This window comes from Thalassospira permensis NBRC 106175 (assembly GCF_000714555.1).
Taxonomy (GTDB): Bacteria; Pseudomonadota; Alphaproteobacteria; order Rhodospirillales; family Thalassospiraceae; genus Thalassospira; species Thalassospira xiamenensis.
The window spans coordinates 46,594-63,383 of the sequence record NZ_AUNC01000005.1 but is presented as its reverse complement, the minus strand read 5'-3'; the positions used below and the strand labels follow the sequence as shown (position 1 = coordinate 63,383).

At 54.5% G+C, this 16,790-nt stretch carries 13 protein-coding genes and 2 tRNA genes; 8 read left to right on the top strand and 7 right to left on the bottom strand.

Annotation, left to right across the window (positions count from 1 at the left end):
• Positions 1–228: 228 nt before the first annotated feature.
• From dgcN to SMB34_RS04300, 3 genes are all read left to right on the top strand, one after another.
• Positions 229–1,233, top strand: coding sequence for an N-acetyltransferase DgcN (dgcN, locus tag SMB34_RS04310; protein ID WP_037987889.1), 1,005 nt, complete (start codon positions 229–231; stop codon positions 1,231–1,233).
• 1 nt (position 1,234) lies between these two features.
• Entirely contained in the window at positions 1,235–2,215 is a 981-nt protein-coding gene (gene dgcA / locus SMB34_RS04305) for an N-acetyl-D-Glu racemase DgcA (protein WP_037987887.1), read from the top strand.
• Positions 2,216–2,628: 413 nt separating this feature from the next.
• Positions 2,629–3,792: a GGDEF domain-containing protein gene (locus SMB34_RS04300; protein ID WP_037987885.1), complete on the top strand. Its 1,164-nt coding sequence runs from the start codon at positions 2,629–2,631 to the stop codon at positions 3,790–3,792.
• 823 nt (positions 3,793–4,615) lie between these two features.
• Here the strand turns inward: SMB34_RS04300 and SMB34_RS04295 are convergent.
• Together SMB34_RS04295 and SMB34_RS04290 are read right to left on the bottom strand one after the other, a co-directional pair.
• On the bottom strand, positions 4,616–5,185 hold the full coding sequence (locus tag SMB34_RS04295; RefSeq protein ID WP_007091774.1) for a GNAT family N-acetyltransferase: 570 nt from the start codon (positions 5,183–5,185) through the stop codon (positions 4,616–4,618).
• Positions 5,186–5,226: 41 nt separating this feature from the next.
• Positions 5,227–6,093 carry an N-formylglutamate amidohydrolase gene (locus SMB34_RS04290; protein WP_037987882.1) on the bottom strand — a complete coding sequence of 289 codons (867 nt, stop codon included), beginning with the start codon at positions 6,091–6,093 and terminating at the stop codon, positions 5,227–5,229.
• 206 nt (positions 6,094–6,299) lie between these two features.
• On the opposite strand from SMB34_RS04290, the gene SMB34_RS04285 reads away from it, so the two are divergent.
• The 3 genes from SMB34_RS04285 (at position 6,300) to SMB34_RS04275 (ending at position 6,944) form a co-directional block, all read left to right on the top strand.
• Positions 6,300–6,376 (top strand) — tRNA-Val (locus SMB34_RS04285).
• A gap of 17 nt (positions 6,377–6,393) precedes the next feature.
• Positions 6,394–6,470: transfer RNA gene (locus SMB34_RS04280), tRNA-Val, on the top strand.
• Positions 6,471–6,683: 213 nt separating this feature from the next.
• Positions 6,684–6,944 carry a SemiSWEET transporter gene (locus SMB34_RS04275; RefSeq protein ID WP_007091776.1) on the top strand — a complete coding sequence of 87 codons (261 nt, stop codon included), beginning with the start codon at positions 6,684–6,686 and terminating at the stop codon, positions 6,942–6,944.
• Between the two features lie 15 nt (positions 6,945–6,959).
• On the opposite strand, the gene SMB34_RS04270 is transcribed toward SMB34_RS04275, so the two are convergent.
• From SMB34_RS04270 to SMB34_RS04255, 4 genes are all read right to left on the bottom strand, one after another.
• A complete protein-coding gene (locus SMB34_RS04270; RefSeq protein WP_037987960.1) occupies positions 6,960–8,102 on the bottom strand; it encodes an ABC transporter permease in 1,143 nt (380 codons plus the stop codon).
• 5 nt (positions 8,103–8,107) lie between these two features.
• Complete coding sequence (gene rbbA, locus SMB34_RS04265; RefSeq protein WP_037987879.1) at positions 8,108–10,873, bottom strand: ribosome-associated ATPase/putative transporter RbbA; 2,766 nt, start codon at positions 10,871–10,873, stop codon at positions 8,108–8,110.
• Complete coding sequence (locus SMB34_RS04260; RefSeq protein WP_037987877.1) at positions 10,870–11,883, bottom strand: HlyD family secretion protein; 1,014 nt, start codon at positions 11,881–11,883, stop codon at positions 10,870–10,872. The genes rbbA and SMB34_RS04260 overlap by 4 nt, the downstream gene beginning before the upstream one ends.
• A 198-nt stretch (positions 11,884–12,081) precedes the next feature.
• Positions 12,082–13,224 (bottom strand): endonuclease/exonuclease/phosphatase family protein, encoded by a 1,143-nt coding sequence (locus tag SMB34_RS04255; protein WP_037987875.1) that lies wholly within the window; start codon positions 13,222–13,224, stop codon positions 12,082–12,084.
• A gap of 248 nt (positions 13,225–13,472) precedes the next feature.
• Here SMB34_RS04255 and SMB34_RS04250 point away from each other — a divergent pair, with 248 nt between their 5' ends.
• Positions 13,473–14,642 carry an EAL domain-containing response regulator gene (locus SMB34_RS04250; protein WP_167332732.1) on the top strand — a complete coding sequence of 390 codons (1,170 nt, stop codon included), beginning with the start codon at positions 13,473–13,475 and terminating at the stop codon, positions 14,640–14,642.
• 35 nt (positions 14,643–14,677) lie between these two features.
• On the opposite strand, the gene SMB34_RS04245 is transcribed toward SMB34_RS04250, so the two are convergent.
• Positions 14,678–14,986, bottom strand: a complete 309-nt coding sequence (locus SMB34_RS04245) for a Dabb family protein (protein WP_037987870.1) — start codon at positions 14,984–14,986, stop codon at positions 14,678–14,680.
• A 265-nt stretch (positions 14,987–15,251) separates the two neighbouring features.
• Between SMB34_RS04245 and SMB34_RS04240 the strand changes: the two genes are divergently transcribed.
• Positions 15,252–16,739 carry a methyl-accepting chemotaxis protein gene (locus SMB34_RS04240; protein ID WP_037987869.1) on the top strand — a complete coding sequence of 496 codons (1,488 nt, stop codon included), beginning with the start codon at positions 15,252–15,254 and terminating at the stop codon, positions 16,737–16,739.
• Positions 16,740–16,790 lie beyond the last annotated feature (51 nt).

Here is a 16,790-nt window from a genome sequence, read left to right as displayed (position 1 = left end):
TTCTTGCTTTTTCCGGGCGTTTCCCGGTCAAATTCACAAGAAAGGAGGTTTGTCTTCGATGAATTCAGAATGTTTTTTTGTTATTTGCTTCGATATTCGAATTTTGTGCGAGTATTTCGGTGGATAGTCGAAGATATCAATTCATATATCTGGATGGCTCCCACCAAGTTGCGTTATAGTCGCGTCAGATTATAAGGGCAGCGGTTGGACGCTGGTCAAGGAGGTAAAATGAAAATCGAACATCCGTATCTTATGTTTCTTGGTGATGCACCCGACGAACTGGCGGCAAAAACCGCGATTGGCATCAAGCAGTGGCGCCCCGAATGGTGTGTCGCACAGCTAAGCCTTCCGGGCTGTCAGGCCGATCTTGGCCTGCCGGAAATGTCGATTGCCGAAGCCAAAGCCGCCGGTGTCAAAACCATCGTTCTGGGCGTTGCCAACCGTGGCGGTATTATCGGACCGGCATGGATGGAAACCCTTCTGGCAGCGATTGATGCCGGGATGGATATCGCCAACGGTCTGCATACGCGCCTGTCGACGATTCCCGAACTGGTCGAAGCGGCCAATGCTAAAGGCGTGAAACTTTTCGACGTTCGTCACTTTGATGGCAAGCTGCCGGTCGGTAACGGTGAAAAACGTCCGGGCAAACGCGTTCTGGCGGTTGGGACTGATTGCTCGGTCGGGAAAATGTACACCGCCCTTGCGCTTGATGCGGAAATGAAAAAGCGCGGCATGAAGTCGACTTTCCGTGCCACCGGCCAGACCGGTATTTTCATCGCGGGCGAAGGCATTTCGGTTGATGCCGTGATTTCGGACTTTATTTCCGGCGCGGTTGAAACCATTGCGCCGGCCAACGAGCCGGACCATTGGGACGTTGTCGAAGGGCAGGGCAGCCTGTTCCATGCCTCGTTCGCCGGTGTATCCATGGGGCTGATCCATGGTTCGCAGCCCGATGCCATCATCGTTTGTCACGAACCGACCCGTACCCACATGCGTGGTCTGCCGGGCTATAAGTTGCCGGACCTGAAAACCACGATGGACGTCAACCTGATGCATGCGCGCCTGACCAACCCCGATTGTGTGGTTGCCGGTTTTGCGATCAACACCAAGTCGCTTGACGATGCGGCGGCCAAAAAGCTTCTGGCCGAGGTCGAAGCCGAATTTGGCCTGCCATGTGTGGACCCGGTTCGGACCGGTGTTGCATCGATCGTCGACAAATTGCAGGAGATCTGATGTGCCGCGCATAAGTGTCACATCTGAAGTCTGGCCGCTGCGCGGGGCGTTCAAAATCTCGCGCGGGGCCAAGACCGAGGCCCATGTCGTCAAGGTCGCCCTGACCGACGGTGAATATACCGGATATGGGGAATGCGTTCCCTATGCCCGTTATAACGAAACCGTCGAAGGCGTCATAGCCGATATCGAGGCCCAGGCTGATGCCCTTTCGCGTGGTATGACGCGAAAGGAATTGCAGGACGCGATGAAGGCCGGTGCGGCGCGCAACGCGGTTGACTGTGCCTATTGGGACCTTGAGGCAAAGCGATTTGGGCGTCGTGCCTGGGAACTTGCCGAACGCAAGGCACCCGAAGGCCTGATTACGGCTGAAACGCTTAGCCTTGATACGCCTGATGCGATGCGTGAAGCCGCGCGCAAGGCGGCGTCTGCACCGTTGCTCAAGCTTAAGCTTAACGGCGAAAACGTTCTCGAATCTGTTCGTGCGGTTCGTGAAGGCGCGCCGACATCGCGTTTGATTGTTGATGCCAACGAGGCATGGTCGATTGCGCTGCTTGAGGATATCGGTGCGGAGCTTGACGCGCTTGGTGTGGAAATGATCGAGCAACCGCTGCCCGCCGGGCAGGATGACGGTCTGATTGATCTTGATTGTCTGGTGCTGCTTTGTGCCGATGAATCGATCCATACCGTTGCCGATATTCCGCGTTTGTCGCAGCTTTACGACATGATCAATATCAAGCTTGATAAAACCGGCGGTCTGACCGGCGCGCTTGAGCTTGCCGATGCTGCCGCCAAGGTTGGCATGCAGATCATGGTCGGCTGCATGGTAGGGACATCGCTTGCGATGGCACCGGCGATGATCGTTGCCGCCGATGCCCGCATTGTTGATCTTGACGGTCCGCTATGGATGGCAAAAGACCGTGAAAACGGTCTGGTGTTTGACAAGGGCGTCATGGGGCTTCCTGATCGCGCCCTTTGGGGCTGATTTCCCAGGGCTAAGCCTGAAATTCTTTTGATTTTTGCCGCCATACCGGTTTTTCGGTGTGGCGGTTTCTTTTTGGTGCGGCTTATGATTTCGGGATGATGCGAGTCGCGACCATTTTGCAATTCGCGTTACGGTTTTAAGGGTGCTGTTGTTGTGAAAAACAACTTAGGGGCGCGAAAATACGTTAATTATTGTGTTAAAACAGGTGGTTGTTTTTATTTTTTCTCTCTTAATTAGTTAAAAATTAATTCAAAAACAGCGTGCCACCTCTTCTGGATAGTTGAATTGCCGGTTAAATCAGGGAACGATCATGCAGTTATTCGGGGCTGCAGTGGCTCCTTCGCATTGATGAGTTGGAGCTGACCCGCGTGCTATCCGGTCCCCGAAGAGATAGTCGACGCTTCGCAGGGCCCTTGCGATGTCGATATCGTGATTTTCTTTATACGCCCCGGCATGCAGAACTTCTGCATCTGCGGCGTAAGGAATCGGTACAGCTAACCGCGCGCTTCGCGGCCTTTTTCATCCTCGTTCTGCTGGCGCTTGTCCCGATCTGGGATGGGGCTTATGGTAATGGCTTCTGGCAATCGCAAGCCGTGATCATGCGCCTCCTTGTCATGGGGATTGCGGTTGTGGTGCTGCTTAATCGGGCGGTCAGTTCGAAATGGCGTCGCCGTGCGCCTTATCTGCCGATGCTGTTTCTTGTGATTGCCGCCGCCCTGCTGTGCGGTTTTTCGGGGCTTGATCTTGCGGCGTCGCCAAAGATGCTGACCTCGCACAGTTTCCTGCTTCTTGGCATTGTTGTCCTGATTGCCATCATGCCGCTGACACTGGCCGAGGCGGGAATAATGGTTTCTCCGATCATTGTGTTGCTGTTCTTTGGTGCGCAGGGGCCCGTTGCAGGCGGTTATGTGCCGGTTGAAATGATTTTGCCCGTCTTGCTGCCGCTTGCGGTGATGGCTGCCATGGTTCAGCTTTATCGAACGATTGTTGCCGCGCAGGAAATTGCGATTGATCCGCTGACGGGGGTCTATACCCGTGCCTTTGGCATGGAAATGCTGCGTCTTAATTTTGAAGCCGCCTATCGCAAGCGAAGCCCGCTTACCGTGGCCTTTGTCGATCTTGATGACTTCAAGAAAATCAATGATCAGTTCGGCCATGATTACGGTGACCGCATTCTTGAAGAAGCCGGGCGCAATCTGGCGCATCGGTTCCGGAGCACGGATTTGGTGATCCGCTGGGGCGGGGAGGAATTCCTTGTTATTCTGCCTGACCTGACATTGGCGCGTGCCAATGAAGTCATGCATCGCGTCATGGCGCCGGGTCTTGCCGATCTTGCCAATGGTTTGACCCAGCAGGCAAGCTACGGACTGGCCGAGCGTATCGAAGATGTCATTTCCCAGCCGCATAACCTGATCGACCTTGCCGATCAGCGCATGTATGACGCCAAAAAACGCCATGACCGCGAACAGATAGTTGCTGATGGTCTGTCGGGTCGCAAGATTTCCGGGGCTGCTGCCAACACGTCATCGGCGCGTGCGGCCGATGCCAGCAAGGTCGTCAATCAGACCCTGAATTAACCCCGCGACCTTTGCGGCCTTTTTGAAGGTCCGGCATAAGGTTCTTCTTCTTGTTCTGCTTATTCCTGGATTTTGACAGTCGCCGCTTTTGGGGGCGTCTTTTTTGCGAATCTGCTCCAATTGGTCATGTTGCGGGGCAATTTTACCCGATTGTATTTTTCGGGATTCCGCGATGTTGATGGGTACGAGACCGCGTAAATGAGATTTTCTGCGGGTTTGGAGCAGATTCTCATGATGGGAATCGAAAGCCGAATTTTCGACTCTGCTGATGGAATCGCAGTGTTTCCGCCATTCCTGATTACAACTTTTGATCAGATTTGCCGATTTTTCGGAAATGAACCGTGGTGCGGAAAAATGGGGATGCTGAAAAAATGACCGCATCTGGCCGGGATTCAGTTCGAAAAAGTGTCAGTTTGGTGAAATTTTGATCAAAAAAAGTGCATTAATTTTTTTGATAAAAAAATAGTCAAAAACGTGTTGCGTTCGCCCGATCTAATGGGTAATGTCTATTTGTGCGCTGCGGTAGGACGCAGTGCATTCCGGCGAGCGACTTGTCGCTCGTTTCTTGGACGTTTCCTCCCTAGACTTGGGCCGCTGTCACAGGCGGCCTTCTTTTTTGCCTGAATTCCAGGGTTTTACAGGTTTTCCCGGGGTGCGGGAATTCGCGCCGGAAATATCATTATGTCGCCTGCGCGGGATTGTGCGGTGCAACTCGCGCCATGGTGAAGGGTGAATGCCATTCCCCATCGGCATCAAAAAGAAAAGGCACCGTCTGTCTGACTGGTGCCTTTGTTCGCGTGTCCCAAGGTTTTGGCGATAGGGGTTATTTCTCCCGCCCTGGATCGCGTTCCGGGAAGTTGCCATCCCCGTCACCAAGGCCGCGCTGCATGATCACGCTATCGACCCAGCGGCCAAGTTTGAATCCTGCCGACTGCAATGTGCCCGCCACTCGGAAGCCCAGGCGCGCGTGCAACCCGATAGAGGCGACATTGGCGCTATCGCCGATCACGGCGACCATCTGGCGATAGCCAAGGGCCGTACAGCGTTTGATCAGTTCGGAAAGAAGCGCGCGACCGGCCCCCTTGCCGACCACATCGGGCGCGATATAGATCGTGTCCTCGACCGTAAAGCGGTACGCCGGGCGCGGACGATAGGCCCCGGCATAGGCAAAGCCTTCGACGCGGCCATCAATTTCCGCCACCAGATAGGGCAGGCCGCGTTCGCGGACATGCTGCCAGCGGGTTGTCAGTTCGGCGATTTCAGGCGCACGTTCCTCGAACGAGGCCAGGCCATGCAGGACATGGTGGCCGTAAATTTCGGTAATGCGGCCAAAATCCTCTGGCTCGGCATCGCGGATCACAAGATCCTCCAAGGGCGCGGCACCATTTGGCATCGGTTTTCCTGATGGCGTGGAAGAAACGGGGCTGGATGTCATCAGAAGGGATTCCCGTCAAGATCGTGGAAGCACGATATCAGATGCGTCATCTGTTCGCGCAGGGTGTCAAATCCGCGATGGGGCGTGATCGTGTCTTCGTCCATGTAAAGCGAGCGTGAAAGCTCGATCTGCAGGCTGTGCACGTTGTTTTCCGGTTGCCCGTAATGTCGCGTGCAAAAACCGCCTGCATATGGATCATTGTGCGACGGGGTAAAGCCCAGATCGCGGACACGATCTTCGACAAAGCGCGTCAAAGACGGATGGCAGGAACTTCCATAGCAATCGCCCAGAACCAGATCAACGCGGTTTTTGCTGCTGTCGACAGAATCACCGGGCATGGAATGGCAGTCAATCAGGATGCAATAGCCAAACTGATCGCGCGTTGCATCGATCAGCTTGCGAAGCGCACTGTGATAGGGGTGATAAAAGGTATCGATCCGGTGCATCGCCTCGGCGACCGGCAGGCGGGTTTTGTAAATTTCGATCCCGCCGCTGACGACGCGCGGGATGGATCCCAGTCCCGAGAGGGCGCGCATCGAATGAATGTCGGCGTCCGAGGGCAGGGGGCCGTCAAACATGCGCGGGTCAAGTTCCAGCGCCCCGCGATTGACATCGACAAAGGCACGCGGAAATGTCGCGCACAGCAGGGGGGCGCCCAGTTTGGGCGCACTGGCAAACAATTGATCGACAAAGGCATCCTCAGACGCGCGCAGCGCAAACGAATCAATGCGCGCAATCTCGATCAATTCCTGCGGATAATGGCGCCCGGAATGGGGCGATGCAAACACCACCGGCAGGGTTTGCCGGGATGGCAGGATGACGGTTGCCGGTCCATTGCCGGTAAGATCCGATGGCAACTGGTTCATTGTCGTTTGTTATGTCTTCCCTAAACTGGATGATGATCATAGCAACAGCGATCCATCCCGTCCCCCATAGATGAAGATTTTTTGTCAAAAATCCAATTGAGGGGTTGCACCTTTCACGGCCTTGGGCTAAATACCGCCTCGCCGTCACAAACGGTGCTGGCCAAGCCTTCTGCCTTGAAGGCCGGTCAGATGAAAGATGGGTAAGAGGGCCTATAGCTCAGTTGGTTAGAGCGTTCGCTTGACATGCGAGAGGTCACAAGTTCGAGTCTTGTTAGGCCCACCATCTTTCCCCAAATACAGGGGCCTATAGCTCAGTTGGTTAGAGCGTTCGCTTGACATGCGAGAGGTCACAAGTTCGAGTCTTGTTAGGCCCACCATTTCCTCCCCGCCGGTTTCCGAGCGGGGTTTTGTGTTTCTGGCCCCAGAAACCGTTCATTTCCCAAGGTTATCAAGGCTTCCAGCGCATCATGATCGGCCCGGATATTTCCCGCTTGAAGTCGTGTGCAATATGTGTTGAATGCATTCAAACGAGCGTTCTGTTTCGGTCTGATGCCTTGTCATTCGGCCCGATGATCTGACGGAGGCCTGCCATGATCATGTCTTTTGAAACCGCCCTTGGCCTTCTTGCCGGATCACTGACCACGATTGCCTTCCTGCCGCAGGTCATCCGCACCTGGCGCACCCGCTCGACCGCTGATATCTCGCTTGTGATGTTTCTGATCCTGTGCACCGGGATCGCGCTTTGGCTGGTTTATGGTCTGGTCCGTGGCGACTGGCCGGTGATCATTGCCAACGGCTTTACCCTTGTCCTGGCCTCGACCATCCTGTTCTTCAAGCTGCGCCACGGATAATCGGGGCTTCCGGCGCTATCGCATTGCCGCGATGCTTTTGCGGAACCTGATTGCGCTGAAGGCGAAGAACAGGGCGGCGATCACGAAGACGATCAGAAATTCCTGCCAGACGACATCTATCCCGGCATCGCGATACAGGATCGCCTGTGCGAAGCTGACAAAGTGGCTGGACGGGACGAATTGCATGATGTTCTGAAGCGTTTCAGGCATGCTTTCAAGCGGCGTATTCCCGCCTGACAACATCCGCATCGGCAATACGACAAGGATGAAGAGAAGCCCGAATTGCGGCATTGATTTCGTCATGGTCGCAAGGAAAATGCCAAGGGCGGTGGCAAAAAACAGATACAGCATGGTTCCGGCAAAGAACAGCAGCTTGGAACCGATGATCGGCACGCCAAGCATCAGTTCGACGACAAAGAACAGCGATACCGCACTGGCGATCAGGATCACAAGACCGTTGGCCCAGACCTTTGCCAGCATGATTTCAAACGGATCAAGCGGCATCACCAGCAGATGTTCAATCGTGCCATGTTCGCGTTCACGTATAAGCGCCGCCCCCGAGAGGATGATCGACAGCATGGTGATGTTGTTGATGATCTCCATCGCGCTGGTGAACCATGAACTGGTGGCGTTTTCGTTATAGGCATAACGTGTCACAAGTGTCGCCGGTGGTTCGTGATTTGCCGCGACATAGGCTGAAACCCCGCCCATGAAGGTCCGGACTTCCTGGGCGATGATATTGCTGACATAGCCTTGGCCGATCCCGGCCTGCATCATGGCGGTGGCATCGATGTTAAGCTGAATTTCCGGTTGATGACCGGCAATCAGATTCTTTTCAAAATCGGGCGGGATCACCAGAACAAAGGTGTATTCGCCGCCATCCATGGCCGCGTCAATGTCACCTTCGCTGATTTCCCCGGGTATCTTGAAAAATGGTTGCAGAAATGCATCACCGATCTGGCGCGACAATTTGGATTTATCCAGATCGGCAATCGCGATCGATGCGTTTTTAAGGTCATGGGAAAAGCCGGTGGCGGCATTGTAAATCGCAAATGAAAACGCCCAGCAGATCAGGATCAGCAACACGACATCGCGACGGAGGCTGAAAAGCTCCTTGATGCCCAGGCGATAGATATTTTCAATCCGTTTGCCATACATCGCGGTCATGCCTCCTGCTTTTTAAGCAGCAGCATCGAAAGTACGGTCAATGCCGGGAAGAAAATCACCAGGGTCAGGATTTGGGGATAAAGTTCGGCAAAGCCAAGCGCCTTGGTAAAGACCCCGACACTGATCGACATGAAATGCGATGTCGGCATGATGGTCGAGAGCACGGCGGGCGCCCCTTCAAGCGAGGATATCGGCTGCATCATTCCGGAAAACATGACCGAGGGCACCATCGTCGCAATCGCGGTTCCGAACAGGGCGGCGATCTGGGTCTTGGTAAAGGACGATATCAAAAGCCCCAAACCGGTTGTGGCAAAAACAAACAGGAAGGCCCCGACAATAAGGGTAAGCGGATTTCCCTGCATCGGGACTTCGAACCAGAACAGCGCCATTGCGACCATCAGAACGAAATTGATCAGGCCTAACCCGACATAGGGCAATTGTTTGCCAATCAGGAATTCGATCCGCGTGACCGGCGTGACGTAAAGGTTGGTGATCGATCCCAGTTCCTTTTCACGTACCACGCCGACCGCCATCAGAACGGCGGGGATAAACATCAGCAGCAGCGCAATCACGGATGGCACCATGGCATAGATGCTTTTGAAATCCTGATTATAGCGATAGCGTGTCTCAATGCTTACCGGCAGAGTTTGCGCGGGCAAACCGGTCCGGCGCATGCTGCGTTCGTTCAGATATTTGCTGTGAATGCCTTCGACATAGCCATGGATGGTTTCGGCGCGAAACGGCATGGTGCCGTCGATGGTTGCGGCGACTTCGGGGCTGCGTCCGGCTTCAAGGTCGCGGCCAAATCCCGGCGGAATTTCAATCGCCAGCGTGATATCGCCCGACAGCAACCGTTGTTCAAGCTCGTCATTGCTGTTTAACGGCGGCTGTTCGCTGAAATATCGCGACCCTGCAAGGTTTTCAAGATAGGTGCGACTGGTTTCCGTCCTGTCGCGGTCGAGTGCGGCATATGTCAGATTTTCAACGTCAAAGGTAATGCCAAGCCCGAAAACCGGCATCAGAATCGCCGTACCCAGCAAGGCAAACATCAACCGGATCGGATCGCGGATCAGTTCCATGGTTTCGCGCAGTGAATAGGCCCACAAACGGCGCAAACTGAAAATTGATGCCTTGGCCGGTTTCCATTTCATCGCACCGGTTTCATCGTCCCCGTTCATGGCCGATGCATCCGGGGCAGGGGCGTTGTCATCAATGCCGCTGGCTTCTTCCAGATGGCTGATGAAGGCTTCTTCAAGCGTTTCGCAACCGCGTTTCTGCGTAATTTCATGCGGGGTGTCGCTAATCAATACCTTGCCCGCATGCATCAGCGATATGCGATCACAGCGTTCCGCCTCGTTCATGAAATGGGTAGAGATAAAAATCGTCACCCCCTGATCGCGCGAAAGCTCGACCAGTAATTGCCAGAACGCGTCACGTGCCACCGGATCGACGCCCGATGTCGGTTCGTCCAGTATCAGGATTTCCGGGCTGTGAATGATCGCAACCGCAAGCGATAAACGTTGCCGCACGCCAAGCGGCAGGCTTTCAGCCATGTCATCGTGATATTCGCTCAGGCCGAACCGTTCGGAAAGCTCGTCAATCCGCGGCTTAATCCGATCTGACGGCAGATGAAACAGCCGCGCGTGAAGCTCAAGGTTCTGATAGACGCTCAGCTCGGCATAAAGCGAAAAGGCCTGGCTCATATAGCCGACCCGTTTGCGAAGTTCGGTATCCTGCCCATCGACCGGTTTGCCGAAAAGCTCTGCCGTGCCTTCGGTCGCGGGCAAAAGCCCGGTCAGCATCTTCATGGTTGTCGTCTTGCCGCACCCGTTCGAGCCGAGAAACCCGAAAATCTCGCCTTTTTCGATGCGGAAACTGACATTATCGACCGCGGTGAAATCGCCAAACCGCATGGTCAGGCCGTCCGCGACGATGGCCGGAACATCGCCATGTGTGGTGCGCGGCGGAATGACAAGGTCCTTATGGCCCTTGCGTTCTTCTTCGGGCAGAAGCCTTACAAACGCGGTTTCAAGGTTATCTGCCCCGGTGCGCTCCAAAATCTCGTCCGCTGTGCCGCTTGCCAGCACCTTGCCGTCATTCATCGCAATCAGTTGGTCGAAACGGGCGGCTTCATCCATATAGGCGGTTGCGACCAGCACGGTCATGCCGCTTTGGGTTTTGCGGATCTGGTCGATCAGTTCCCAGAACTGTCGACGTGACAGGGGATCGACGCCGGTTGTCGGCTCGTCCAGTATCAATATTTCCGGATCATGGATCAGGGCGCAACACAGGCCAAGCTTCTGCTTCATCCCGCCGGAAAGCTTGCCGGCTGCGCGCTCGGTAAAGGGTTCAAGCCCGGTCGCCTTTACCAGCTTTTCAATCCGGTCATTGCGTTCGCGCGCCGACTGGCCAAACAAACGGCCAAAGAATTCAAGGTTCTCGCGGATCGTCAGGTCCATATAAAGGTTCTTGCCCAGTCCCTGGGGCATATAGGCGATTTTGGGCAGAACGCTGTTTCGGTGGCGCGTGTCGTCCATCGGCCCGCCCAGCGTCTCGACCACGCCATCCTGCAATTTGCGCGCACCCGATATCAGGGCAAGGGCGGTGGATTTACCCACACCATCGGGCCCGATAAAGCCGATGGTCCGGCCTGTGGGGATATCAAGGCTGATATCGTCAAGCGCATGAACATGGCCGTATCGGTGGCGGACATGGTCCAGCCGCGCGGCAAGATTTGCGCCATTTGCAGGAGCATTACTCATTCCTGAAGGCTCTGGTTCAGTGTCGCGTCATCGGGAACATTGGGGGTAAAGCGTTCCGGCCAGTTTTTATGATCGGCCAGCATGACATAGGCCTCGCCGGGCAGGCCGGTTTTGACCCGTTTGCTATGCTCTTCAAGCAATTCGCGCGCGATGCGGATTTTAACCCGGAACATCAGCTTGTCGCGTTCGCTTCTGGTTTCGACCTCGCGCGGGGTGAATTGTGCATCATCAGCAACGAATGATACATAGGCCGGGATCACAAAATTCGGTGCGGCATCCAGAACAATGCGCGCCTCGTTGCCGACAAAGGCCAAACCGGCCTGCCGGGTCGGAAGGAAGATCGTCATGTAAACATCGGTGAGGTCCAGAACCGTTACCACCGGGTCGCCACCCGCAAGAACTTCGCCCGGTTCGGCAAGGCGATATTGCACCCGCCCGCCGCGCGGTGCCTTAAGCACGGAATCATTGATCTGCACCTGAATGCGGTCAAGTTCGGCCTGGGCGGCTTCGACATTACGTTCGCTGCTTGTCAGGCGCGATTTTGCCGCCGCAAGGGCGGCCTCGGCCACGTCGCGTTCCGATTTGCGCTGATCGACCTGTTCACGCGCGATATTGTTGTTTTTGACAAGCTCGTTGGCGCGTTCAAGCTGTCGCTGCGCGAGCGAAAGCTGGCTTTCTTTCTGAGCGATATCGGCCCTGGCTTCGAAAATGCCTTGTTGCGCACTCGCAACTTCGGCGCGGGCCTTGGCAAGGCTGGCCTGAAGTTCGGCCGTATCCATCCGCGCCAGAACCTGACCGGCTTGGACCACATCGCCCTCATCGACCAGAACCTCGTCGACCCGGCCGGCATATTTGGTTGCCACCCGGACTTCTTCGGCCTCGATCCGGCCATTGCCGCTGGCGATGAATTCGGGAAGGGTTTCCTGATTTTGCTGCCAGTAGTAGTAACCGCCCCCGGCAATCGCGATGATCACGACAAGGATCGCCAAAGGCACGCGCAGTTTGCTCATTCCGCCCTCCAAGACAGGATTGCCGGGTTTGTGGCCACGGATGTGCCATCGGCATATAGGGGTTATCGCAAGCAGGTTATAGCTTTAACGCGATAAAGTCTGGAATGATCCTGACCTGAACGGCAAGGTAAATCTTTGATCTTACGCAATTTAGAAAAGTATCAGGAAGGTAGCGAAAGGTATTGTGATCCAACGCGCTTAGATATCGATGTCAGCCCAGATCAGGTGATGATCCGATGCTGCCTGATGTTTCCTGATCAGGTCGGGATAGGTTTCCCAACGCGGCGGGCGTGATCCTGGCCAGATGCCCTTGCGGTAAATGCCGCCCTTGGTGACGCGGTCAAACAGGGCAGGCGATAACAAAAGATAATCGATTTTATCATCATCATTGCCAAGGCCATGCGTGCCGGTCCCACGGTCGCCATTACCGGCATTGAATTCGAACTCGGTAAAACTCGGGTGGGTCGACACATCCCGAAGGGCCGTACCATGCAGCAACGGATCAAGTTCGGGACTGTCGGGGGTATCGTTAAGATCGCCCAGAACCACGATATTTTCGAACCCCTCGGCGATCAGACGATTGTAATAGGCGGCAACCGCCAATGATTGCGCCAGTCGCTTGGCGCGGCTTGCCGGATCATTGCCGCCATATTTGCTTTTGAAATGGTTGGGCAGGACCATGATCTGTGCGCCCGATGGTGTGATGATTTCATATTCCGGGCAATCGCGGCTGAAAATCGGGGCACCGTCGGGTTTCAGGTCATCAACGTGGCTTCGCATTTCGCCAATCGGGTAACCTTCGTGGGTAGCAAGGCCGACATCAATGCCGCGCCCGTCATTGCCATCAATGATCATCATATGGCGATAGGGCACCGGCAAAACGCCCTTTTCGCGCATGAAATCCTGAAACGCCAACAATACCGGGCGGCTTTCGATCTCGACCAGTGCCAGAACATCCGCCCCGATATCACCGATCATGCGCGCGGTGTTTAACATTGCCGCTTCGTCCACCGGCCCCATGCGAAGTTCACACCAGCCAACCCAGTCATCGCGGCCATCGGCCTTGATATAGGGTTGTTTTGGCGGGCGCGGGCGTGAAATAAGCTGGCCACGGATTTTGCGAATGCGGGTAAAGGGGCCTTCGTCGCCGCGCAACATGCCCATTTTTGTTATCAGCGTTAACATCTGTGCCTTGTCGGCATCGCTGTAAACCGGCTTTTCAAACAGCTTGTTCAGTTCTGCATGGGCATCCAGCACATCGCGATGGGCTTCGGGGTTTTCATCGTTAAAGACTTTTGCCCGGTCAAACAGGTTTTCGACGTTAAACGCAGCAATCCGCATGACGTGCCCCGATGCTCATGTCGCCGTGGCGTGGTGAAGGATGAAATTCTACCACAGGTATTATGCGGGCATGGCGTCAAATATGAAGTGTCATGTTTGTGACGATATCGGGAAGGACGGACGATTTAGTCCCCATATGGGGATGTTTTGAAATCCCGACCCGCCATAGGGTCCGGCATGTAACGGGCGATCAGCTGTGTGAAGCACTGCGGGATCGCGTTCTGCTTCATCGGGAAGGCTTTGCAAATATGAACAACGTTAACCCCTTCAAACCGACCGTCGTTTTTGTCGATGATGACGAAAATCTGCTGCGTGGCGTTGCGCGTGCCCTGGGGCAGCGTTACAACGTGGTTTCCTTCTCCGATCCGGTCGAGGCTCTTTCATGGCTTCGCGATAATCATCGAAAAGTTGACGTGATTGTTTCGGATCTGGCCATGCCGGGCTTTTCCGGCATGCGGTTGTTACGCGAAATGGTCGGTATTGCGCCGAATATCCCGCGTGTTCTGCTATCGGGGCATCTTGATAATTCTGCAATGAACAAGGCCATCAACACGGCTTTTGTATCGTGCATATTATCCAAGCCCGCATCGATTGAACTGATCCGCAAATCCATCGAACAGGCGCTGAGTTCGCGGGCGATTGATCTGGCCGGGACCCTGATTACACCGGGGCTGGTCATGCGGGCGATCAAAAATAACGGTTATTCTATTGTCTTTCAGCCACGCATCGAGACAAAGACCGGCCTGGCCTGCGGGCTTGAAGTCCTGATCCGTTTTCCGAACCTTCAGAAACGTTTCCTTCTTGAGGAAATCATTCTGGCCTGCGAAGGGCATCCGGCCATCAATCTGCTGACCACAGCGGTGATGAATGAAGTGCGCAGGCAGGCCAAGGATATCCGGTCCCGGTTCGATTTTTCGCCGACCGTCTCGATCAACTGTTCGCCCTATTCCATTCGCAATAATTGCTTTCTCGAAGAAATCCTTCATTTCAGAAGCGACATGCTGCTTCGCGATATCAGGATCGAAGTCGAAATCACCGAACATAGCGACATCGTCAAAGACCCGGCATTTCTTGCCAATGCCAAAATGCTTAAAAAGCGGGGTGTTGCGATTTACATTGATGACTTCGGCTCGGGCAGCAATTCGGTGGAGCTTCTGGAAACCGGTGTTTTCGCCGGGGTCAAGATTGATCGCGAATTTATCGCAACAGCAAACGGGGATTGTCTCAAATCATCATTTGCCGCGTGGGTTGTGAAAGCTTCGCATGATCTGGGCCTGCGCGTTGTTGCCGAAGGTGTCGAAGACGCCAATGTTGCGCAAAGGATGCAGGCGCTTGGTGTTGAAGAAATGCAGGGCTTCTTTTTCGCAAGGCCGGCAGCGCTTGATAAAATACCGACCGGTGCTTTTGCCCTTTGCTGAAAGCTGTTTTACCTTTGAACGGCTAAGCCTGATTCTTACATCTTCAGATCAAATACAATCAGCCCGGAAATCTCGCCATCGGCGGCTTTGACCAGCTCGGCACCCAGCGCCTGATGTGTCGGATGCGCAAGATAGGCATCGCGCGCCCTGGCATCGTCAAAATCGATGCAGAAACCGTTCGTGAAACCCTGTTCGAGTTTTTCCGGGCTGACCGATACGCCGCCATCAAATCCGCGCATCCCTGCGATCTGGTTGCCAAGTTCTGCCAGTGCATCAAACAGGCTGGTGATCGCCGCCTCGTCAATACCGGGTTTGAATTTGATCAGGACGATATGACGGATCATGGCGGGGCCTTTCACTTGGCTGCGGAAACGCTTGATTGAACCGGTATATCGCGTTGGGTGTCAATAGAGGGGATCAGACTATTATGCGTAATGGCATAATGGCTTATCCAAAAGTTTTGGTTGAAATAATGTGACATACCGCACTTCCGTAAATTTTTCCTCTTGAAATATAGCATCAAATACATACTTTAGGATAGGTTTGGTTGCGTGGTATAGGTGTTTTTCCCTTGCGCAGTCGTAATCGGGTGAAAAGGGGATAGGTGATATGGCTTTCAATATTTTCGGGAACAATGGATCTTCACAAGGACAGCAGATCTATGAAGCCCTTGGCAGATCGATGGCGGTGATCGAATTTTCGCTGGATGGCAAAATCCTGACGGCCAATGCCAATTTCCTTTCGACGATGGGCTATGAGCTTGGCGATATCGTCGGCAAGCAGCATGCGATTTTCGTCACAACCGATTACGCAAAAAGCCCGGAATACAAGCAATTCTGGAAAACCCTTTCGGATGGAAAATTCGTAGCCGATGCATTCCAGCGTGTGCGCAAGGACGGGGATATAGTCTGGCTTGAAGCGACCTATAACCCGATCCTGAATGCGGCAGGAAAGCCGGTAAAGGTCATCAAGTTTGCGACCGATATCACCGCACGACGCAAAGAACGTGCGCTTAACGAGGGCGTTCTGACCGCGATTGACCGATCCCAGGCGATGATCGAATTTGATCTGACGGGCAAAATCCTTAAGGCCAACGCGAACTTCCTGAAAACCATGGGCTATTCCGAAGGGGAGGTTGTCGGCAAGCATCACAGCATGTTTGTCGCCCCGGGCTATGCCCAATCAACCGAGTACAAGGATTTTTGGGCCAGCCTGCGCCGGGGTGATGTGCAGGCCGCACAGTTCAAGCGGATTGCAAAAGGCGGCAGGGAAGTCTGGCTTGAGGCGACCTATAATCCGATTTTTGATCAGAATGGCAAACCTGAAAGGGTGATCAAGCTCGCTACCGATATTACCGAGCAGGTGCAGCTTCTGATCGACCTGAAAGCGATGATTGACAACAATTTCACCGAAATTGACAGCAATATCGCAAGTCTTGACGAGGCCGCCCTGAGCGGCACATCCGCCGCGGCGCAAAGCTCCAACTCGGTCCAGACCGTTGCCGCCAGTGCAGAGGAATTATCCGCCTCGATTGCGGAAATCTCGCGCAGCATGGCGCAAAGCCGCGATGAAACCGAACGTGCGTTCTCGCAAACCGTCAACGCCAACCAGTCGACCCAGAAAATGGCCGATGTGGTTGCCGCGATGACCGGCATTGTTGAAGTCATTCAGGGCATTGCCGGGCAGATCAACCTGCTGGCGCTTAACGCAACCATTGAATCGGCACGTGCGGGCGAGGCTGGCAAAGGCTTTGCCGTCGTCGCCAACGAGGTCAAAAACCTTGCCAATCAGGCTGCCAAGGCCACCGATCAGATTTCAGCCGAAATCAGCGGGGTTCAGGAAATTTCAAACGAGGTTGTCAATTCGCTTGAAACCATTCGTGGGTCCATCGAAACGGCGCGCGATAGCGTGACCAATATTTCGTCCTCGGTCGAAGAACAGAGTGCAGTGACCGAAAGCGTGTCGCAAAACATGCAGACAATGGCCGTATCGGTCGATGAGCTTGTCCGGCGGCTTGACGAAATCCGCACGATTTCAAGCGGGGTTGGCGGATCGGTCAAACGCACCCGCGAAGCTGCCGAAGTCCTGACGCGCTAGTTCCGGCGATATCCGATACGATAAAAGCCCGGCTGGTTAAGCGATTAGCCG